Genomic DNA, 18,973 nt, shown 5'->3' with positions numbered 1-18,973 from the left:
ACTAGTTTATGGAACTAAGTTATTGATTTTACTAAGCTATCCACTGTTCAGTTTTTGTTAATCAACAGCGACATCGGCTAGTCGGATGAGTTCGTGGCGATCCACTATACCGCGCTGGTAGGCAAGGATAAGCGCTCTTGCGATAGCTTGGGCCTCACGGACCAGGCCTACTGCGGTGGGCGCTCGGCCGGATGTGTTCGAGTCACGTCGGACTGCCCGCTGCTGGTTACACAGCTTCCGCCTCAGCGATCTCAAGCTCGTCAGGTATGGTGGCGTCGAAAATCAGTTCCCAATTGCCTGATTTGTCGCGCGGACTTCCGGGTTTGCTCGCTGCCTTTGCAAGCGTCTTCAATCGCCTTGCGGCCTTCGCGAAATCCGCGTCAAGCGAGCTGGCTGAGGCGCCATCCGAGCGACCTCGCGCCGAGGCCCTTCTCACGGCAGGCATCGAAGCTTGCCCGTCGAGCCCCTTGGCGGGGACGTTTGAAGTTAACGCCGGCCTCCTGCCGGGAAGTTTTGCCACTTTATCGGGGCCGGCTTTCAGTTCCTCCGGTTTGGAAGCATCGATGTGTTCGCCGACATATGCGCCGGTTGTCGCTGGAGCCGGCCGCTGTGGCAAAAACTCGGTTGCCGGCACGTCCGGCAAATGGGTCTGTGAGAACCTCTCCATCTCCCGGAACGGCGCTGTCCGGAAAAACCGCAGCTTGTCGGCGAAGATCGGCCCCTGCCCTTCGGCCAGGATGACCATCTTGTCTCCCGGCATCTGCCGCACCTCCTGCGGCATCATCAGGTCGCGCTCCCTCAACTGCTCGATCTTGGTGCGGCGATGCAGGCCCATCAGCTCGATCGTGCGGGACTCGGTCTTGTATCGGACGGTGCGCTTGCCCAGGCCCTTCGATACGGTCTCCGCTGTCACCTGGTCGTTGGCGCCGAGGACGAGCTGGTAGCCGCAGTTGCCCATTAGCGAGTGCCGGGATGTCTCACCATAGATCTCGTCCAGGTTCTTCAGGTCCTGAATGACGAAGGCCATCTTCACATTGTAGCCAGCCACGTAGGGCAGCTTGGTCGTGATCTCGCTCATCTTCTTCAACTGACGGAACTCGTCGAGCAAGAAGTAGACCGGTACCGAACGCTCTGTTTGCTCAAGCATCAATGTGTCGAGGGTCTGCTGCACGAAGAGTGCGAGCAACGGTCGTAGCAGCGTGATGTCGGTGACGTTGGGAGCGAGGTAGATCGAGATCGGGCGGCGCTTCAAAGCGCGCAGATCCATGTCGGTCACCGATGTCGCAGCCACGACTCGCTCATTGCGGAACGGCCGCAGGGCTTTCTGGATGTCGAGGAGCGCAGACGCGGCGGCGCGCTCGGACAGGGCGATGTAGGCGTTGAAGCTCTCTATCGTAAAACGGGACAGATAGGGCTCACGCTCCTTGATGAGCGTCATCATCGCCTGGAGGTTTACGCCGCTGTTGAAGAAGGACGTGACCTCGCCGAGAGTGCGATGTCCCTTATAGTAGACGCTTTCGTTGATGTAGCTGATTGCGCCGGCGATGACCTGCTGGGCGGTGGCCTGCCAGATCGAATTCTCGGATTCGCTGACTTCGGGAACGAGGATTGCGGCGATGTTCTGGATGTCGGTGGTGCGGTCACCACGGTCCGTCCGGATGAAATCGAGCGGGTTGTAGCGATGCGACCTTTCCGATCCCGGAGCAAAGAGAAAGACCTGGTTGCCCTTCGATTTGCGGTAGCCAGCGGTGCTGCGGAAGATCTCTCCCTTCAAATCGGTTACGATCATCGAGCCTTCATGCGAAAGCGCGTTTGGAACGACGTAGCAAGCCCCCTTCCCCGAGCGTGTCGGTCCAATGATCAGGTGATGCCGATCGTCCTCAACTCGAAGGATCCGGCGTCCGAACCGTCCAAGGATTTTTCCCTTCTTCTTGAACCAACCATCGCGTCGGAGCGTCATCGTGGTCTGGAAGCGGGCGTCACCGAGGGGACTCGAGATTGGGCGGAGGCCTACATAAGCGACAATACTGGCCACAAGAGCAGCGGGAAGAAGCGCCCCGATCGCTACCACCCGCAGGACACCGCTGTCGCTATAGGCGATGATCTGCTGGAATGGTGCGAAGGGATTTGTGGTGATGGTCGCCTGCAGGACCCGACCATCGCCATAGAGCAGCTGCAAACCAAGGCCGTAGGCCAACAGCCAGACGGCAAAGGCCACAGTCAGGCAGAAGCCGATATAGAAGACCCGAAGCGAGCTGGTCATAGCGTGTCCATTCGTTCGCGAGCGAAGAAGATCTCCGAGACGCCGCGTCTGCCCCCTTCCCTGCGTAACTGGATCACGATCGGAATGACGCTCTGGATATAGGAGATGAGATCGGCTTTCGGATAGGCGGCCGATAAGCCCGACTGCATCACCATCATGGCGAGCTGCTCGTAGGCGCCAAGCGGCGTGTCGGCATGGACCGTCGACATCGAACCTGGATGGCCCGTATTGATGGCGCGCAGAAAGGCGAACGCTTCCGATCCCCTCACCTCCCCGACGAAAAGCCGATCCGGTCGCATGCGTAGCGAGGCCTCGAGCAAGGACTGGATCGTCACGCTGGCCGTTCCCTGCTCGCCGCGAGAGGCGAGCAGATGCACCGCGTTATTCTGCGGCGGGAAGAGCTCCCGCGTATCTTCCAACGTAATGATACGTTCATGCGGGTCGACTGATTTGAGGCACGCGTTGAGGAATGTCGTCTTGCCGCTGGAGGTGCCGCCGCTGATCAGTATGGACACGCGATTGATGATGGCCGTTCGAATGAAGCCGTAGATATCCTTGTCAGACAGCCGTTCGATCAACGTATGATCGGTCTCGCTGAGACCGCCGACGGCGACCGTCACCTGATCAAGCGATCCCTGATCGCGATAGTCGTCGAGCGTGAAGTTGCTGATGACTTGTTTGCGAATGGAAACTGCGCCGCCCTCGGGCGCGGCGGGCGGTAGGACGACCTGTATTCGCTCTCCTGTCGGCAGGGCGGCGCTGAGGATCGGACTTGACCGGTTGATGAACTGATTGGTTGTCGCCGCGACGCGCTCGCCGATGTTGACGATCTCGTCGGCGGTGAGCTCAGGTATTTCATAGTGTTCCATGTGGGCCGAGCCCAGCCGCTCTACATAAACCTGGCCCGGAGAGTTGATGGAGATCTCGACGACCTGGCTGTCATCAAGAAATGGCCGCAGCGGCTCTAGCGCCCGGTTCAGAAAATGATGTTTTTGCTCGGCGGCGAAGCTAGTTGAGATTACGTTCACGACGGATCTCCCTCAGTGCCTCGGTCACGGGATCCTCGTACATGGCGGAAAAATCGAGGTCCTGACGAACGAAGACGAAGATGCGCTCGCCCTGGCTGACGCTGATCGTTGGTGGAATTCGCAAGGAGTCTCCCAATGCCTGATTGGCCATGTCGGAGAAGGTCTGCGCGAGGGTCTCACGGGCTAGCTCCTCAGCGTTTTGCGCATCGTCGCTATCTCCGGCCGCGGCCTCGCTGCCGTAACCAGTCAGGTAGCTGGCGCCGGCGCCGATGATCGACAGCAGAATGGCCGCGCCGAACCGCTCCCGGAACTTCTTGTCCACGCGCCCGGTCAGGCCGGCACGGCCCAGGCTGTCGGCGCCGATCGAGTTCAGCCGGACCGACACGCCGTCATCGCGCAGCATGCGGGTCCAGACCACGAAAATTCTCGTCTGGCCGCGCGTGATCTCGGACTGGTACTCGCCGATAAGCCGGGTGCCGGTCGGGATCAGGATACGTCGACCGTCAAACGAATAGACGTCCTGAGAGACGATCGCCCTCACCTGCCCGGGAAGGTCGCTGACGATAGCCGTCTCTAATATTCCAGGGATCAACGTGCCTTCAGGAACGAGTGCGTCGATGCGCTCGATCTTTCGCGCCTTGGCGCCGCGGTCGCCAATGCTTGAGGCCGCGGCCAGAAACTTGCTGCTGCGATCCTCACCGGCGACGGTGAGCCCCTCTCCTTCGTTCCCGATCAGGCTGCCCTGCCCGTCGGCGGCATTGTCGACCACGACCAGTTTCGAGCGGAAACGTTCGGGGAATTCTTCAGCCGGCGCAACGACCGCTTCCGGTGGCGGTGGCGCGCCGGGAACAGGGGGTGGTGGTACCTCGAACTTGGTCGTATCGGCCTCTTCAACTGGAGGAGGCGGAGGTGGTGGCGGCGGTATTTGGACAATTTCCGGCGCCGGCGGTTCCGGTTCGGGCTCGCCTTCGCGCACGAAGGACGGCGGTCGAAACGTCGTGGTGGTGAACTCTTCGTCGCCATCGAGCATGTCGCGGACGGGCGGCTGCCTGCTGGCGAGAACCATATAGCCGGCGACCAAGCCCATCAGAAGCAAGACCGCGCCGCCGACGAGTTGCTTGCGACGAACGCCATTGTCGGCAATGACGGGGTCGTCGCTTTGACCGAGGGCCTCGAGTTCGGGGGAGCGCTTCATCAGTTTCCGCTCCGGCGCCGGCGTTTTGCGTTGTCATCTTCGACTGGCCCGAGGATTGCCGGATCGGGCGCGGCGAAATCCGGCTTCCTGAGATTGAAGATGCAGATCCACTGATCGCCATCACGCAAGGTGAACTGGATCGCCGTCCCGTCGACCACGATGTACTCCCCTTCCCTGCGGAAGTTTCGGAGCGTTTCGGAAAAATCCGAGTTGACCGCGAAGATCGCCGGCACGCGTCGGTCGAACTTGAAGAAGGTCTTGTTTCCGTCATCGAAGACCATGAGCGGCTTCAGACGGGCATCACCCGAGAACGAATAGTCGATGTTCACGTTGGCTTTGTCGATGCCGGAGATATTTGGCCAGGCAGCGCGTTGTTCGGCCTCCTGCCGCAAGGCGGCATTGAGATTCTTCTCCGGGTAATGGAACCGGATTCCAAATACCTTGCGGCCGGCCTCTGGCGCGAAATCGTGCAGTTCGAGATAGTAGATACGCTTGTCAGTGACGACGTTCATGTTCGTTACTACGTCCTTGGCGGTCGGCTTGACGAAGAGGATGTTGCCTTTCTCAGTTGGGACGACCTGCCAGCTCTCTGTGTCGCCGAGCGAGATCGTTTTGAATTTCTCGTCCTCGTCGAAGATGATCATGGTTGAGATGCCGTAGGTCGCGAAAACCTGAACGACGTTGTTCTCCTGATAGGTGACGCTGGTCACCCGCGCATCGAGAGAACCGCCCTTCGGGGTCTGCGCCGCCATCGCCGGCCACAGGGACCCGCACAGCATGAGCGCAGCCGTCCAGGAGCGGGCTCTCATTGCGGATCTCCGGGCGTGACCGTTTCCTGGTCCCGGCGGTACGAATAGACCTGGAAGCCGAGAGGGTTCTCGAAGCGCCATTCGTTGCGGACCGGTGTGTCGGTATAGCGGAAGCGAACGACGGAGATCCAATGACGGACGATCGATTCCGTGTCGCTGCGTTCGTTGGTGGAGAACCTGACGATCGCCGTGCTGGTGTTCGGGAACGTCACTGATTTGATCTCGACGAGGACCCGCTTCAGCCGCCCATAGACCTTTGTGGGGTTCTGCGCATTTGCCGCGCTGTAGAGGGTTTGCAGTTCCCGCGCCGCTTCGTCCGCGGACAGGAGCGCCGCGATCCCAAAATTCTCGGTGATGGCATAGGGATCGTAGCCTTCGCGGGCACGGATATAGCGCACGACATTGGCCTGGGTGATCGCCTGCTGTTCGGTGAGATTGGCTGGTCGTGTCAGGCCCGACTTGACTTCGATGTAGCCCGTCGTCTGATCGACGGTGACGACATAAGGCTCGAAGCTCTTCAGCGGCAGCATCAGCACCACGGCGAGCAGGCTGAGCAGGGCGATCCCGGCAAAGACGATCGAAAAGAACCAGGCGACGCGCGCCGAGCGCTTCGCCCGCTTGATGATCTCCTGCTCCCAGATGTCGCCTTGCTGGAAATAGGACCGCAGCGCGGATTCGGATTTGTCTGCCATCCCTGCCCTTTTCTTGTTGTTCGAGATCCAACATCAACTTGCCTCACGTCTGCCGAGGCGTTCCATTTGACGTGATCGCGCGCTGCATGGAGGCGCCCGCGCCATCCTGCCGTGGTGAGTGAAGTCGAGCCTGGACGCGATGGACTGCTGCCCGAGTCTGGCGCGCCGATTGACCAATCGCTTCGCGGCTCCAGAAAATTCCTCGCGTGGTCATCTGCCGCGAACGAGGCCCGATCGGCGTCGCCAACCCGCCAGCTATGCCTTGCGCGAGCGATTGCACCTGCAGAAGAACGAAGCTGCCAGCAAGGCAAAGCATGATGAAAGCCGCAAAGTCGCTGAGCTTTAGTTCACGATTGCCGGAGATGCTATCAATCGTTGTCAGTTCTGGTTCCATCGCCGCGATCAGGAACGCGGCGATCACGTAGACGAACAGCGGAATGATCGCATAGAGCAGCGACTGGTTCAGCCATCCCATGGCATAGCTACGGGTCACATCGAAAAAGAAGCAGGCAATGAAGATCGGCGCGGTGCCCAGCAGCACCCACAGCACAACCTTGGCTAGCACGAGAATGCCCAGCGCGATGGCAACGAACAGGCCGGCAAAGACCATGATGATCATGCCGATCAAGGCCGGGAGGACGGACAGATAACCAGCCTGTTCAGAGAAGGCCGCAGCGGCGGTGTTCGCGGTCTTCCAGATCTGCGATAGCCCATTGGTGGGTTCGGTCACGCCCGTGCCCGATGCCGCCAGGATGGCGCGGCCGGCCGCTTCCGGAACCGTTGTCAGCCAGCCATAAACAAGATCGTTGAAGTTCGACCAGGTACCGACCAGCACCAGGATGACGAAGACGCGCACCAGCCGACTGATGATCTCGGCGACACTGAGGCGTGACGTCCCGAGGAAAAGCTGTACGCCGTAGAACAGGACGGCAAGGACGAAGAGCAGGCGCAGAAGCGGCTCGAGATCCTGGCTCAGCGCCTCGTAGGCGCTCTGCGAGAAATTCTCTCCCGAAGCATCGATCCGGTCCAACAGTTCGCCAATGAAGTCGTCCACAGCCCTGCCCTATTTTTCGTCGCCGGTTGCCAAATCCTGGATTGCGGCCAATGCCGCGGCCCTGTCTGCATTGACGAACATCATCGGCCCGCACTCGTCCCCCGTGCTGGCATAGCTGGACAGATTGGCCGGTCGTTTGCACGGTGCCGTCTTCTCGCGCGGTGTGCCGCATCCGCTGGCGAGAACGGCCAGCGCGAACACCAGAGCATTCGAGATCCATTGCCGCCCTCTCATTCGTACCGCAGCGCTTTTCTGGTGTTCGACATGTCGGTCAGCTTGCGTTGGTTCTCGGCGTGCAGCGACTGCACGCCGGCATTCAGCACGCCGATCATCTCGTTCAACGTCAGGCCCGTCTGGACCTGTAGCTGCGTGTTCTGGTCGATCGATCCTTTGATGTCCTCGGCCTTGCCGATGTCCCCGCCTGCGGTTTCGAGTGCGGAGCGGCGCGTTTCGACCGCCTGCTGCGAGCCAGTGATCAGAGCCGAGACGCCCATCACCGTTTTCATGAGCTCTTCGTAGGATTTGTCGCTGGCAAGCGAGCTGTTTTCCTTGCCCGAAAGAGAGCGCACGAGCTGTAGGCCGTTGATGAAAAGCGTGGCGGCTTCCACCACCTTGGGATCGAGCGATCCGAAATCGGCGATTCCGCTCTTCAGAATGCTGTCGAATGACGGCATGGAGGAGACGCTAAAGCCGTTGCCGATCGCGACATCCTTCAGAGGACCAGCGTCGCCGCCGCGGTCGCCGGGGACGGCCTTCAGGGTTTCCTCGACCGTGCCTAGGATTTCCTTGTTCGTGTCGAGGATCTTGCCTGTCTTTTCGGCCGTGTCCCGAGCGACCGCATAGTTTGTCTTGTCGATAACCGGGATATCGGCTGCAGCCGGCGCGATGCCTACGCCGACGAAAGCCAGGATTGCCAATGAACGTTTCATGTTAATCTCCGTCATTGTGTCTCGAGAAGCAGTTCAGTTTGCGCATCGATGCGCTGGACACACGCCTTTGCCGCGCTGTCCCAGACAAAGCCTCCGCGCTCGTAGCAGAAGCCGGCGACTGGTCGGGTGTCATGGTCGTCGCCCATCTCGTAACGGGTGGATCGGTTGGCGCCTGACAGGTCGCCAAGCGTCATGGCGTTGCTGGAATTGCTGAGATCGGCAAAGCCCGCGCCTAGCAGGATCAGCCGGTTGATGAGCTCGATGTTCGCGTTGCGCGCACCCGCATTATGATCCCAGCTGTCCTGAATCGTGCCGGCTCCCATGTCGCCGAGTTGCGTGAGCCAAGACGTCACATCGCCGGACCCTTCCCCGATTGCCGCGGTCAGGCCTATTGCGTTCATCGTGCTGGTCCGGGCGCCCTCGTAAGCGCCGCCACCACCATAGTTGAGCGGGATGCCAGACTTGTCGGAGCCGCCGAAGGCCGGAAGCCACTTTTGGGTTATGTTGGCGACATAGCCCTGCGTTTCCTTGAACGGCGGGATGCCACCATATTTGTTCACGTTCCCTGCGCCGGCGTTGTAGGCGGCAAGTGCCAGCGAGACATTGCCGTTGTACTTTCGAAGCTGCTGCTTGTAGTAGCGCGCGCCGCCGCGCAGATTCTGCTCGATATTGTAGGGATCGACCCCGAGACCGCCCGCAGTTCCAGGCATCAGCTGCGCAAGGCCGACGGCGCCCATTGGAGATTTGGCGCACGGGTTAAAGCGGCTTTCCTGGTAGACGAGCGCCAGGAACTGGTTTTCGTCGACGCCCTCCTCACGCGCAATACGACGAACCAGGCCGGCGGTCGCCGGATTGGCATTCGCCGCGCCGACCGGATCTTCCTTGCGGGCCGGCCGGTACATGGAGCAGGTCACGCTCTGATTGTTAACGTAGCGCTCCTCGTCGACCTTCTCGATCTCGCCGGTTTTCTGGTCGCGATCCTCGCGCTCGTCGAGGACCGTATTGTCGATCGTCGGAATGTCAGCAAGCGCCGGTGATGCCGCAAATACCAGAAGCAGGGAAAGACGCCAGATCATGCTGGAACCTCCCAGCCGCAGAAAACAGGCAGCCACTTCGCCGGATCGTCGCCGAGCTGTGCGCGAAGTGCTGCACATTGCTCGATCGTCTCCTTGCGGCCAGACATCACGCGCACGAGATCCGGCACGGAGGAGAGATCGAGCCTGGCGATGACGGAGTCGTTGCCGTGCTTGATCAGAAATGTCCGCCGCTCGGGCGGGGTGTTACGAATGAAGGCGTATTCCTTGGCGGTCAGGCCAAAGCGCCGGATGTAGCTTTCCTCGTCCGCGCGCGGATTCGGGAAATGCAGATTGGTCGCGGACTGCTCGATCAGCGTGTGCGATTGCGGCGAACGGGCAATATCGGCCGCCGACTGTGTGCCGAACCCGACGATCCCGTTGAGCTTGCGGATCGTCTTCATCTTGTCGACGATGTAGTTTGAGAAGACCGGATCCTGCAGGAGCTTCCAAGCTTCGTCCATGAAGATGAGAACCGGCTCGCCGGTGAGGAGCTCGTCCAGCCGGTGGTAGAGGTACATGAGCGCCGGCGTGCGCACATCCTGATTGTCGAGGATGTGTGTCATGTCGAAGCCGAAGATGCGTCGGCCCGAAAAGGACAACACGTCGCGCGAAGCATTGAAGAGCCAGGCCTTTTCGCCCTCGAACCAGGGACGCAGACGTGACTGGAGATCGTTCGCATCGGAACGCGCCCTGCCCATCAACAGGCCGGACAGATTGGCAAGCGTGCGCTGTTCGAACGGCTCCTGGCAGATACGGCCGATCGCCCGCTCCAGCGTATCCTCTTCTTCTTGGCTGAAGCCGCTGCCGTCAGCAGGGTCGAGCATGGCCTTGAGGAGGCGATGCAGAAACTCGCGATTTGTCGCGGTGTTTTCCAGTTGCAGCGGATTGAAGCCGGTCGCGACGCCGGGCTGGAGCACCTCATAATCGCCGCCGACGGCACGAATGAAAATCTCGGCGCCGCGGTCCTTGTCGAAGAACACGGCGCGCGGCTCCGGCGAGACCCGGAACGCTTGGGCGAGTAGGAAGGTCAGCGCCACGGTCTTGCCAGAGCCGGTCGGGCCGGTGACCAAAAAATGGCCGATGTCGCGCTGATGGAAATTGAACCAGTATGGCGTCTGCGACGTCGTCTCGAGGATGGAGATCGGTAGTCCCCAGTGGTTGCCGCTAGCCGAGCCATTCGCGAAATTGTGGAGTGACGAGAAACCCGAAAAATTCGAGCTCGACAGCATGCAGGAGCGTGCGATGTAGGCGTGATTGCCGGGCAGCTGCGCCCAGAACGAGGCCTCCATGTTGAGGTCCTCGCGCAGCCAGTTGATGTTCATGTCGGTGAGGCAGGAGCCGAGTTCGGCGACAGCCTTGTCGAGGCCATTGAAGTCGCTCGACAGGCACAAAAGGCTGAAATGGTGATAGCCGAAGACGGCTTCCTGGTTGAGCAGGCTGTTTAGTGCGAAGTCGATGTCCGTCTCGACTGTGCTGCCCGATTCATCCGACGCGTGAATCTGGCGCTGCAGCCGGGAAATGCGCTCCTGCGCGATTGGCTTGTCAGCCAGCGTGAAAGACTGGGTGCAGATGAACTCGTGATTCATCTGCAGGAGCCCATCCAGCATCCCCGGTCCGGAGAATGGAGGATATTCCTTGATCGACAGCATCGCGCCGAAGCGGTTCTCTGCCTCGGTCGGACCCTGCGCCTGCAACGTCCGCTTCGAGAAATGCAGGCGCGATGTGCCGACGTAGCTGCGGATGCCCATACGCGGCAGGCGCAGGTCGCGCGCGATGCCGCAGGTGAGCAGCGCGTTGATGAAGGCGCAAGGTTCCGAGTACGGATCGCCGTCGCGGTAGACAACGCCGAGCGGACGCGCGCCGTACTTTTGGAGCTCACGCGTGACGTTGCCCACGATCTCTTCGAGTTCGTTGATGCGTTCGTGCAGCCGCTGCTCAAGGACTTCTTTGCCGGAGGAGCGGTCGAGCAGTCGCGAGAAGCCTTCGGCGGCGCCGAGCGCGCCACGCATCCCGGAACGGATGATCGTGAGATAGAGTTCGTTGGTAAACATGCGCTTGTCGCGCAGCGACGCCATGTAGCGTGTGTTCAGAAGATCGCAGAACGGGTCCGAGAAGACCCCGCCGATCGAGGGCTTGACCTCCTTACGGATCACCGTCGACCAGAGCGAATAGCGGCTCGAGCCGAGCGCGCGGATCAGCGTGTTCTGGACGGCCGCTCGCATATTGAGCTCGGCCTGATCCTCTGTCTGGAAGAACAGTCCATCCAGTTTGATCACCGAAAGGATCGCGCCGCTTTCGAGGCCGATCACGGTGTCGGCGAGATGACGCAGATACGGAATATGGTTCGACATTGGCCGTTCGCGCCGGCGCTCGCGTCCAAATCCAAGCTCTTCGACGACGACGTTCAACATGATCATGGCCCGTACGAGTTCGTGCGCCAGAAGAGCCGGTTCGGCGTCCGCGGCGTGCGGCGCCCGACGACCTGGGCGAGATCGAGGATTCGGATGTCGCGGCTGCAGAAGGCAAAGAGCGCGAGGTAGATCAGCGGCGCTATCAGCGCCGACCAGAAGCTTGTGCTCACCAGGAATGCGATCAGCGTGAAGCCGACGATGATGTAGAAGGCATTGAGCGGGATGCCCCACATCATCGGAGGGCGGGTCAGACCGATCACTAACGGCGTTAGATGGGGCTTTTCGTCAGTGAACTCGACCATGGTTCAGTTCCCCACCGCCGCAATCATCTCGTCCACGATCGCCGGCGCGCCGAAGACCAAACCGATGCCGAGGACGACCGCGCCGGCGGTGAACCAGGAGAGGCGTCCAGCGAAGGCAAGAAAGCCGAGCGCGATCACCGCGATGATGGCAAGAAGCCGACCGAACGGCCCGGTGATGAAATCCACGATCATCTGGACCGCGGTTTCCAGCGGCGCAAAGGCACCAGAGGATTGCGCTAACGCCGGCTCTGCAAACACAAGACAGATGGCCAGCATCGTGACGAATGCAATCGGCATTGGCATTGGCCGAGCAGCGGGCGAATAGGAAACGTCGTTCATGGTGACCTCCTGCTAGAAATGCATGACACCGCCGACCCACTGGCGGCGTTCGCGCGACGTGATGACTCCAGTTGCTGTGGAAGATCGCTGGTGTTCGTCGGCCGCGTCAGGCGATTCGCCCCTGGTCGAGCCGCTTCCCTCAATGCCCATCTCGATGTTGAGCACTTCGGCGACGTACCCGAGCGTTTCCTTGAACGGGGGAATGCCGCCATGCTCACGCACGCGCATCTCGCCGGCGTTGTAGGCAGCAGCGACGAGAAGCGGATTGCGGAATTCGTCGGTCAACTCGCGGAGGTAACGGACCCCGCCATCGATGTTCTCTTCCGGATCGCAGATATCTGTCACACCGAATCGCTTGGCCGTCGCAGGCATTAGCTGCATGGGTCCGCGCGCGCCCTTGGGCGAATTGCGAAGCCGATCGAGTCGACTTTCGGCGGTGACAACCGCGACGGCGAATCCCACGTCGACATTGTGCCGCTCCGCCGCCTCGACAACGAGGCGCGTGATCTCGGCGGGCGTCGCCGGCGATGGACCGCACTCAGGCGTGCCAAACTGAATACCACTATCAAAATGATTGTCGTTTGTTTCAGGACCGTCTGCAGCGGCTGCCGGCACTCCGATCAGCTCCGGCGCTTGGTGTTCGGGAACGATCTGACCACTCTCCCCCAGCACATAGTCTTCATTCAGCCGCGCCCACCTTGCTTCAGCAACGGTGTCGGCAGACGGCAGAGCGCCATGCTGGGGCCGATTTTCGCCTGTTCCAGTTGGCTGGAAAGCCATGGACGCAGACAGTTCGGATGCCAGTGCTGCACCGGTCGACGTAACGCATATGCTTGTGAGGATTGTCACCGCCAAGATCGGCGCTATCGACGGTGATTTTGCCTGCATCGCCATGGGTCCGCATCCAAAGCCTTGTAACGACAGATACGGCAATGGTTAGGGGAGAGAAAAAACAATGTCAATTTGATTGTTATTTTTCTTGCAAAGAGAGAAGAGGCAGGTCAATGTCGAGCAAGGTGACAACCTGGAGGCGACTGCACATGAGACGAGTAGCCGGTTGTTTGGCGGCGATCAGCGCGGGCCTGCCGGCCTATGCGGCCGAGCCGGTGGACGAGGCCTACGTCCGTTCGCTGGCGGCGCCCGGAAAGACGGTGCTGGTCATGGAGTACTATGACGGCCAGGGGAAAGTTTCGGAGCGCAAAGGCTACGCGTCAGCTTCCGGATTCAAGGCGGTCTCTCCAACTGACTTCCGGGTGGACACCAGTTTGACAGTTCGCCTCTACGGGATCGAGCCGTGCCAGGGCGACATGGTCAACCGCAAGGAAAATTTTGCCGGATCCTGTGATGACTACGCCCGACAGGGTCTGGCGACGCTTCTCCAGTCTCCACGTGTGATCTACTGCCGGGCCTTTGTCAGTGAGACCGGCGCGAAGACGCAGGATGCCACCTGCTACGGCTACTACAATTTCCCGGGCAGCCTAGACACCGTGGACATGTTCGAGGAACAACTGGTCTCGCTTGGCAGCCACCGAATTGCAAAGCGGTCGGATGGGACGTTCGCAAGAACCGACCTGAAGGAGGCCGAGGACATCGGCCGGCGCGGCTATGGCATGTGGGCCGATCCGAGGATCGCGGGGCAATGAGGTCCCCTGCCCTTCTCCTCGCGATGATATTCGGGTCGACGCCGGCAACGGCCGCACCGCCGGAGGGCTACTTCGAGCTGAAACCAGGCTTGACGCTCGAAAGCGGAGACAGCTGGCAGGACAGCGGCCGACACTTCCGCCTCTTCGGTGTGCAGGCCTGTCTGCGCGGAACAGTCTATACGGATAAGTCGGGCGCTCATCGCGACTGCGGGGAAGCCTCCTTGGCCGTGCTTGCCGCCTACGTCGCCGACACACATCCCGTCTGTGCGCAGGTCGCGCAATCGGCCGGAATGGTCTTCGTGTCCTGCTATGCAACGATCGGGACAGACCGGCTGGATCTCGCCAATCTGATGATCTCCTCCGGCTTCGCCTTCGCCTCGCTCGACGGACGCGGCCTGCCCTATCACGCGCCCTACGCCGTGGTGGAGCAAGCCGCCCGAGAAAAGAAGGTCGGTCTCTGGCAATTCGACGATGTCCAGCATCCGGCGCTCCTGCTCGGTCAAAGTGCAGCCGGCGGAGCGACCTCCCCATGACGTCAGTTGCTATCAAGTCGAGCCTGGTGGCTCTGCTAGTGGCCGCCCTGCCCTCTCCGGTCCATTCGGCGGACATCCTGCACGATCAAACACGATCCTCCGTCGAAGCAGGATCGGTTCCTGCCTTGAGCGCGGCAACAAGAATCTCCGGCCGGACATCTGTCATCGATGGGCGAACACTTTGGTTCCCAAAGGGCGGCCACAAGGTACGGCTGGCCTTGATCGACGTCTGCGAGCTGCCGCAATGGTCCTACGATCCTCGCCGTGATGGCGAAAGCATGATCCCGAAGCCAGTGCCATGCGGTCCTCTGGCGAAGGCCTGGTTGAAGCGCACGGTTGGCAGCGCACAAGTTACCTGCATCGTTCGCGCTTATGATGCCGACAGCGCCCTCCTCGGTTATTGCTCGGTACGCGGCCGCGATTTGGCCCTGGAGATGGTGCGCGTCGGCTGGGCCCGGGTGAACTCGCCGGCGCCGGCCGAATATCTGACCTGGCAGAGCTACGCCAAGTCTGCCCGGCACGGGATGTGGGCAACGTACGTGCTCGATATGCCGGAGTGGCGACGCAAAGCTGTGGATAGGACGCTGTCCCGACGTCCGATCGCGGACTTCAACCTGCTTGCCGAACGCGAAACCGAAATCTCCCCGCCGTTCGAGGATGCACGCAGGCGCCCGAAGCGAACAGATCGATAGGCTGATCGAAGGAGACGTCACTATGAACCCTGTCAGGATGATCCCGATTGCGACAATCCTCTCCGCGGCGACGTGCGTTTCGCTGACCGATAGCGCTGAGGCGAGCGAATGGGGATGCGAAGTGCTCCTGTGCGCATCATCCTCGAACCCGGCCTGGCGTGGCGTGCCAGCGTGTCACCCACCGATGAACCGGCTGATTTCGGCGATGGGCAGCTGGGGATTTTCCTGGCCGACTTGCCCTGAAGCCGGAACCGGCAAGCCCGGCTACGAAGCCTATAAGGAATGCCCTCCCGGATGGAGCGTCGGAACCAGCAACCAAGATCATGGCGGTGGTCAGGGCGACCTCTGTATTCAGGTTCGCAACAGCTGTCAGTCAGGCTATGGCGGCCGCGACGGTTGCCAGGAAACCGTAACGATGGCCCGCCCCAGACGAGAGGATCCATATTATTTCGACATCACGGTCGGCGATGGAAAGGTGACACGCCACTGGTTCGATCTGCGCAAATAGACAAGTCTGTGCTTTCCATTGCCACCACGCCCGAAATTGACGGTTCGGCATGGTGCGTCACAACGGCGAATCATTGAAACGGCGTTCTCCGTTTACTCAGGCAGTGAGCCAGTGTTGCTTCAAAGGGCTTCAGCGACTTGATCGCGTTTGCGATGCCGATTGCATCCGGTGTTGCCGGATCAGCCACCATCACGGCTATGAGATAGACAAGTTTCTGACGGGCCTCATCGGCGTTTGCCGGCGCAAGCACGATCAGATTGGAAAGAGCACGCTTCTCGTGCCAACGAAAGAAGATCAGCGCCGGACAACGCACAAATTTCCATGCCGATGCAGACGGTTCCTCGGTCGCGACCCTTCCCTGACGCGCGCGCTTGTGGCGCGCAATGCTCGATGCCATCGTTCTGCGGTGCGGAAAAAGACATCCAATCATCTTCATTTTTCCAGGAAGATACCGGAATCCGGTTCCAGGCACGGGTCTGGAACGGCACTGCATCCCTTCCTGACATCCTCGACAAAATTCGGTTAGCCCGCTCGCGGTTTGGTAGTCCTTCGCGGGGTTCATAAAAACGTTGATTGAGGACGAGCGCACGATAGGATACGAAGCCCAGCGAAACGGAACGAAAGCAGCGCCTGTAAGCCATTGATTAAGAATGGAAAAATATTTCTCCCTCCGCCGGGAGACGAAAGTGATTTCAAAGAATTATTCAAGCGGTTGGCCGCGGCGGGTGCTGGTCGGCCATTGGGCAAGGACGGGTTTCCTGCAGGCCCATGGACGCCCGAGCTTCTCGCAGAGGCGATTTCACAGATCGATTCCAACCGGATAGGGGTCGATCTGCGAACGGTGCAGCTTTGGTTTCAAGAGAACGAGAAGGGAATTAGCACTGCCAATATTCGTTGGCTGGCGAGGGTTTTTGGGTGCGATGATCCGGTGGCAACCAGCGAATGGCAGATTGAGCTTAGTGCGGCGCAATCGCGGTTATCGGCCAAGAGACGAGAATGGAAGAGAGCCGGAAGCAGCGTTGCACAGGAGACTCCAGATACAGCACTGGCTGCGATCTTCGATGACGACACAGCGTCTCCGGCAGAGCTAAAACGGGATACTGACGCCAAGGGGCCGAGGCGGCGTTTTAGTTTGGCGAGGAAATCGGAGGCGTTTTTTAGTCACGGATCTACCCTGAATTTACCGGCGTCGGTGTTTGCGGGTGTCACCGCTCTTGGGTTTTTGTCGTATATTACGGGGATTCACAGCGTGACATATGGCCGAGCGGATGGCGTCGTCAAGCAGGTTGGGTTTCTTTGGACAGCGAATTGGACATTCGTCTTCATGGTATTTTTGCCACTGTTTTTTGCCTTCGTGACCGAGCTAGTGACCTTTTGGAAAGATGAAGGCCGCCCAAAGCTTGTAGCGCAGGGCGACAAGATGGAAAGCGACGATGCCTGGGCGCGCAGCGTAGAAGCTTCTTCGTATTCATATTGGGCGGTTTTTTTGATTTGTGTGCTGTTCGCCGGACTTTTTCAATGGGTGGGCGTGTCATTGATCCCGTTGATGAAAGGTGGTGGCAACTATGCGACGGATTGGGGCTCGTTAGCGATTGTGCGCCCTGAGGTCATATCGGTGCCAGAAGCGGTCGTATTCACGGGGCTCGCTTACCTATACATGTGCCTGTGCTTTTATCTGTTCTTCGTAGGTCTCATTTTGCTCTACACGGTGATCCATGATCTTGGGAGAATCGGAGAAGCAGCGAGTAATCGGCTGGAAGTGGATTATCAACACGAGCACAACGAAGCCAGTCGCAGAGTGATGCGTGGAATTTTTCGGTGTACTGTTTTGGGGGTTCTGATCGCCATAGTCATGAAGGTCCAGAGCGCTTACCTGACATCGCGTGGAGAGAATATTGTGGCCTGGTTGGTTGGCGATATGTCTTCAGCTTTCTATGGACGCAATGAGGTGAGCGCCGGGATCAGCTATCGTAGGCCGACGCATTACAGCAGCCTTCTTATCGCTATTTCGACCTGTTTTGTATTTCTGTATGGTTCCATCCGTTTAGGTGTCGAACGCCGTTTTTGTATGCCTTTGTGGAGGATGTCGGCGGTCGTAGCGTTACTCGTCGCTTGCTACTTGCTGATCGACGCATTTGCTGGCTTTTCGATCCTTCTGGGCCTTGGAGTGCTGCTCGCGATTTTTGGCCTGTTTAATCCAGGGTTTGGGCGATGGCGAGCGAGCGAGTTAGGTAACGATCAGAGTGTTTCATAGTTGGCTTGATAATTGGGATGAGCGGCGGGCGCGACGCGGTGAGGAACGGAAGAAAGCAACGCATTTCGTCCTTGACGCGGAACGCGCCTTTCCAGGTGCGAGGAAGATAACAAGTATCGAGGAATTCTGTGGCCTTGCGGACCAGGCTGTGGCTGATCCAGCCTTTTTCGATGAGCCGACTGAGAGCAATCAGGGCTTTGAAAGGAAAGATGGGTGGCTCAAATTTCCATCGGACATTTCTACTGATATAGAGCAGAACAATATCGTCTTGGCGAAAATCACAGAAAGCGGGTCGTTCGATCAGGCGATGGTGATTTTTCACCATTGGAATGCAAGCGCCTGGAATCGTCCGATTGCCAACTTTTTCTCGCAGCGTGGGATCACGGTTGTCGAGATTGCTATGCCCTATCACTTCGAACGCAGCCGTCCCGGCTCCGTGCACGCCGACTATATGCTTAGCCCTAACCTCGGTCGAACAATCCAATCTGTAAGGCAGGCAGTATTGGATGGACGAAAACTTATACGTTGGTTGAAAAGAAATGGCTATCGAGATATTTCGGTTCTCGGAATGAGCTTAGGCTCCTGGGTTGCAGGGTTGATAGCTGCGCACGACTTGGCGGTGTCAAAAGCCTCGTTGTTTCTGACGGCGGGGAGTCTGGCGGATATGGTTTGGACGGGTCGCGCGACGCGATCGATACGCTATAGCCTTGAGCCTGTAGTTGATCTGACCGATCTCAGAACGGCCTGGGGTCCGCTTAACTTGGAGAATTACGCGCACAATTTGGCACGGCCGGACCTCGATCTACACGTCGTGCTGGCTAAGAGAGACAGGGTGGTTTTGCCAGAGCTATCACAGAGGTTCATGCAAAGGCTGAAGGACGCCGACGCTCAGCCAAATATTCTGGAATTAAACTGCGGTCACTATTCGCTTGCCATTCCGCCCTACATTTTGCTGGCTGGTTTGAGCTTGAAACGGTTTCTGTCGAGTGCGCATTTCGGAAGATCGGGACAGCAATTCCGTTAAGTCCCGGACAGCGGTTTCGCTGATGTCGGGACAGTTGACGGCGCTGGTCCTAGTCGGCAAACAGAAACAGTGCCTCTGTGGCAGTGCGTGTCCGGGCAATGGCCGGTTTTGTTCGGATCGGCGATCTGGGAGCGCGCACAGAGGTCGATCAGATTTTTGTGAATGCTGGCGTCAATCGCAAGCTCAATCTGGAAACACCCATGGCATTTGTTGCCTGTGAC

20 protein-coding genes are annotated in these 18,973 nt (G+C 59.3%); 6 read left to right on the top strand and 14 right to left on the bottom strand.

What is annotated here, in order from left to right:
* Positions 1 to 226: 226 nt before the first annotated feature.
* From G6N73_RS30560 to G6N73_RS30500, 13 genes are read right to left on the bottom strand one after another with little or no spacing between them, the layout of a single operon-like run.
* Complete coding sequence (locus tag G6N73_RS30560) at positions 227 to 2,263, bottom strand: type IV secretory system conjugative DNA transfer family protein (RefSeq protein ID WP_165033692.1); 2,037 nt, start codon at positions 2,261 to 2,263, stop codon at positions 227 to 229.
* Positions 2,260 to 3,291: a P-type DNA transfer ATPase VirB11 gene (virB11, locus tag G6N73_RS30555; RefSeq protein ID WP_165033691.1), complete on the bottom strand. Its 1,032-nt coding sequence runs from the start codon at positions 3,289 to 3,291 to the stop codon at positions 2,260 to 2,262. Before virB11 ends, G6N73_RS30560 begins: the two co-directional genes overlap by 4 nt.
* Positions 3,272 to 4,486: a type IV secretion system protein VirB10 gene (virB10, locus tag G6N73_RS30550; protein WP_165033690.1), complete on the bottom strand. Its 1,215-nt coding sequence runs from the start codon at positions 4,484 to 4,486 to the stop codon at positions 3,272 to 3,274. The genes virB11 and virB10 overlap by 20 nt, the downstream gene beginning before the upstream one ends.
* Positions 4,486 to 5,295 (bottom strand): TrbG/VirB9 family P-type conjugative transfer protein, encoded by an 810-nt coding sequence (locus G6N73_RS30545; RefSeq protein WP_165033689.1) that lies wholly within the window; start codon positions 5,293 to 5,295, stop codon positions 4,486 to 4,488. Before G6N73_RS30545 ends, virB10 begins: the two co-directional genes overlap by 1 nt.
* Positions 5,292 to 5,987 (bottom strand): VirB8 family type IV secretion system protein, encoded by a 696-nt coding sequence (locus tag G6N73_RS30540; RefSeq protein ID WP_165033688.1) that lies wholly within the window; start codon positions 5,985 to 5,987, stop codon positions 5,292 to 5,294. The genes G6N73_RS30545 and G6N73_RS30540 overlap by 4 nt, the downstream gene beginning before the upstream one ends.
* A 43-nt stretch (positions 5,988 to 6,030) precedes the next feature.
* Positions 6,031 to 7,041, bottom strand: coding sequence for a type IV secretion system protein (locus tag G6N73_RS30535; RefSeq protein ID WP_165033687.1), 1,011 nt, complete (start codon positions 7,039 to 7,041; stop codon positions 6,031 to 6,033).
* Positions 7,042 to 7,050: 9 nt separating this feature from the next.
* The gene (locus G6N73_RS30530) at positions 7,051 to 7,275 is read right to left on the bottom strand and encodes a hypothetical protein (RefSeq protein WP_165033686.1); all 225 of its coding nucleotides are present in this window, start codon (positions 7,273 to 7,275) and stop codon (positions 7,051 to 7,053) included.
* A complete protein-coding gene (locus G6N73_RS30525) occupies positions 7,272 to 7,970 on the bottom strand; it encodes a type IV secretion system protein (protein WP_165033685.1) in 699 nt (232 codons plus the stop codon). The genes G6N73_RS30530 and G6N73_RS30525 overlap by 4 nt, the downstream gene beginning before the upstream one ends.
* 11 nt (positions 7,971 to 7,981) lie before the next feature.
* Positions 7,982 to 9,046 (bottom strand): lytic transglycosylase domain-containing protein, encoded by a 1,065-nt coding sequence (locus G6N73_RS30520; RefSeq protein ID WP_165033684.1) that lies wholly within the window; start codon positions 9,044 to 9,046, stop codon positions 7,982 to 7,984.
* Complete coding sequence (locus G6N73_RS30515; protein ID WP_165033695.1) at positions 9,043 to 11,457, bottom strand: VirB4 family type IV secretion/conjugal transfer ATPase; 2,415 nt, start codon at positions 11,455 to 11,457, stop codon at positions 9,043 to 9,045. The genes G6N73_RS30520 and G6N73_RS30515 overlap by 4 nt, the downstream gene beginning before the upstream one ends.
* A gap of 2 nt (positions 11,458 to 11,459) precedes the next feature.
* Positions 11,460 to 11,759, bottom strand: coding sequence for a VirB3 family type IV secretion system protein (locus G6N73_RS30510; RefSeq protein ID WP_085462428.1), 300 nt, complete (start codon positions 11,757 to 11,759; stop codon positions 11,460 to 11,462).
* Positions 11,760 to 11,762: 3 nt separating this feature from the next.
* Positions 11,763 to 12,062: a TrbC/VirB2 family type IV secretion system protein gene (locus G6N73_RS30505; protein WP_246252704.1), complete on the bottom strand. Its 300-nt coding sequence runs from the start codon at positions 12,060 to 12,062 to the stop codon at positions 11,763 to 11,765.
* A gap of 48 nt (positions 12,063 to 12,110) precedes the next feature.
* Entirely contained in the window at positions 12,111 to 12,992 is an 882-nt protein-coding gene (locus G6N73_RS30500) for a lytic transglycosylase domain-containing protein (protein WP_246252701.1), read from the bottom strand.
* 146 nt (positions 12,993 to 13,138) lie between these two features.
* Here G6N73_RS30500 and G6N73_RS30495 point away from each other — a divergent pair, with 146 nt between their 5' ends.
* The 4 genes from G6N73_RS30495 (at position 13,139) to G6N73_RS30480 (ending at position 15,474) form a co-directional block, all read left to right on the top strand.
* Positions 13,139 to 13,741, top strand: a complete 603-nt coding sequence (locus G6N73_RS30495; protein WP_246252703.1) for a hypothetical protein — start codon at positions 13,139 to 13,141, stop codon at positions 13,739 to 13,741.
* The gene (locus G6N73_RS30490) at positions 13,738 to 14,274 is read left to right on the top strand and encodes a thermonuclease family protein (RefSeq protein WP_165033682.1); all 537 of its coding nucleotides are present in this window, start codon (positions 13,738 to 13,740) and stop codon (positions 14,272 to 14,274) included. The genes G6N73_RS30495 and G6N73_RS30490 overlap by 4 nt, the downstream gene beginning before the upstream one ends.
* The gene (locus G6N73_RS30485; protein WP_165033681.1) at positions 14,271 to 14,966 is read left to right on the top strand and encodes a thermonuclease family protein; all 696 of its coding nucleotides are present in this window, start codon (positions 14,271 to 14,273) and stop codon (positions 14,964 to 14,966) included. Before G6N73_RS30490 ends, G6N73_RS30485 begins: the two co-directional genes overlap by 4 nt.
* A gap of 184 nt (positions 14,967 to 15,150) precedes the next feature.
* Positions 15,151 to 15,474 (top strand): hypothetical protein, encoded by a 324-nt coding sequence (locus G6N73_RS30480; protein ID WP_246252700.1) that lies wholly within the window; start codon positions 15,151 to 15,153, stop codon positions 15,472 to 15,474.
* Between the two features lie 70 nt (positions 15,475 to 15,544).
* Here the strand turns inward: G6N73_RS30480 and G6N73_RS30475 are convergent, their stop codons facing one another.
* Entirely contained in the window at positions 15,545 to 15,910 is a 366-nt protein-coding gene (locus tag G6N73_RS30475) for a hypothetical protein (RefSeq protein WP_165033679.1), read from the bottom strand.
* A 204-nt stretch (positions 15,911 to 16,114) separates the two neighbouring features.
* On the opposite strand from G6N73_RS30475, the gene G6N73_RS30470 reads away from it, so the two are divergent.
* Positions 16,115 to 17,728 (top strand): RcgA family putative transporter, encoded by a 1,614-nt coding sequence (locus G6N73_RS30470; protein WP_165033678.1) that lies wholly within the window; start codon positions 16,115 to 16,117, stop codon positions 17,726 to 17,728.
* Positions 17,718 to 18,752 carry an RcgR family putative quorum lactone hydrolase gene (locus tag G6N73_RS30465; protein WP_165033677.1) on the top strand — a complete coding sequence of 345 codons (1,035 nt, stop codon included), beginning with the start codon at positions 17,718 to 17,720 and terminating at the stop codon, positions 18,750 to 18,752. Before G6N73_RS30470 ends, G6N73_RS30465 begins: the two co-directional genes overlap by 11 nt.
* The last annotated feature ends 221 nt before the right edge of the window (positions 18,753 to 18,973 follow it).

The sequence above is a fragment of the Allomesorhizobium camelthorni genome, assembly GCF_011045125.1.
In the GTDB taxonomy this organism is placed as follows: domain Bacteria; phylum Pseudomonadota; class Alphaproteobacteria; order Rhizobiales; family Rhizobiaceae; genus Allomesorhizobium; species Allomesorhizobium camelthorni.
Note: the sequence above shows the minus strand (reverse complement) of the source record. Positions and strands in the feature narration are given on the sequence as shown.

Bases quoted from the DNA above. Each gene is read 5' to 3' on its own strand.
- G6N73_RS30490 (WP_165033682.1), top strand. From the start codon at position 13,738: ATGAGGTCCCCTGCCCTTCTCCTCGCGATGATATTCGGGTCGACGCCG.
- G6N73_RS30480 (WP_246252700.1), top strand. From the start codon at position 15,151: ATGAACCGGCTGATTTCGGCGATGGGCAGCTGGGGATTTTCCTGGCCG.
- G6N73_RS30500 (WP_246252701.1), bottom strand. From the start codon at position 12,992: ATGGCGATGCAGGCAAAATCACCGTCGATAGCGCCGATCTTGGCGGTG.
- G6N73_RS30505 (WP_246252704.1), bottom strand. From the start codon at position 12,062: ATGCCAATGCCGATTGCATTCGTCACGATGCTGGCCATCTGTCTTGTG.
- G6N73_RS30515 (WP_165033695.1), bottom strand. From the start codon at position 11,457: ATGTTGAACGTCGTCGTCGAAGAGCTTGGATTTGGACGCGAGCGCCGG.
- G6N73_RS30540 (WP_165033688.1), bottom strand. From the start codon at position 5,987: ATGGCAGACAAATCCGAATCCGCGCTGCGGTCCTATTTCCAGCAAGGC.
- G6N73_RS30495 (WP_246252703.1), top strand. From the start codon at position 13,139: ATGAGACGAGTAGCCGGTTGTTTGGCGGCGATCAGCGCGGGCCTGCCG.
- G6N73_RS30560 (WP_165033692.1), bottom strand. From the start codon at position 2,263: ATGACCAGCTCGCTTCGGGTCTTCTATATCGGCTTCTGCCTGACTGTG.
- G6N73_RS30510 (WP_085462428.1), bottom strand. From the start codon at position 11,759: ATGGTCGAGTTCACTGACGAAAAGCCCCATCTAACGCCGTTAGTGATC.
- virB10 (WP_165033690.1), bottom strand. From the start codon at position 4,486: ATGAAGCGCTCCCCCGAACTCGAGGCCCTCGGTCAAAGCGACGACCCC.
- G6N73_RS30485 (WP_165033681.1), top strand. From the start codon at position 14,271: ATGACGTCAGTTGCTATCAAGTCGAGCCTGGTGGCTCTGCTAGTGGCC.
- G6N73_RS30530 (WP_165033686.1), bottom strand. From the start codon at position 7,275: ATGAGAGGGCGGCAATGGATCTCGAATGCTCTGGTGTTCGCGCTGGCC.
- G6N73_RS30520 (WP_165033684.1), bottom strand. From the start codon at position 9,046: ATGATCTGGCGTCTTTCCCTGCTTCTGGTATTTGCGGCATCACCGGCG.
- G6N73_RS30475 (WP_165033679.1), bottom strand. From the start codon at position 15,910: ATGAAGATGATTGGATGTCTTTTTCCGCACCGCAGAACGATGGCATCG.
- G6N73_RS30525 (WP_165033685.1), bottom strand. From the start codon at position 7,970: ATGAAACGTTCATTGGCAATCCTGGCTTTCGTCGGCGTAGGCATCGCG.
- G6N73_RS30545 (WP_165033689.1), bottom strand. From the start codon at position 5,295: ATGAGAGCCCGCTCCTGGACGGCTGCGCTCATGCTGTGCGGGTCCCTG.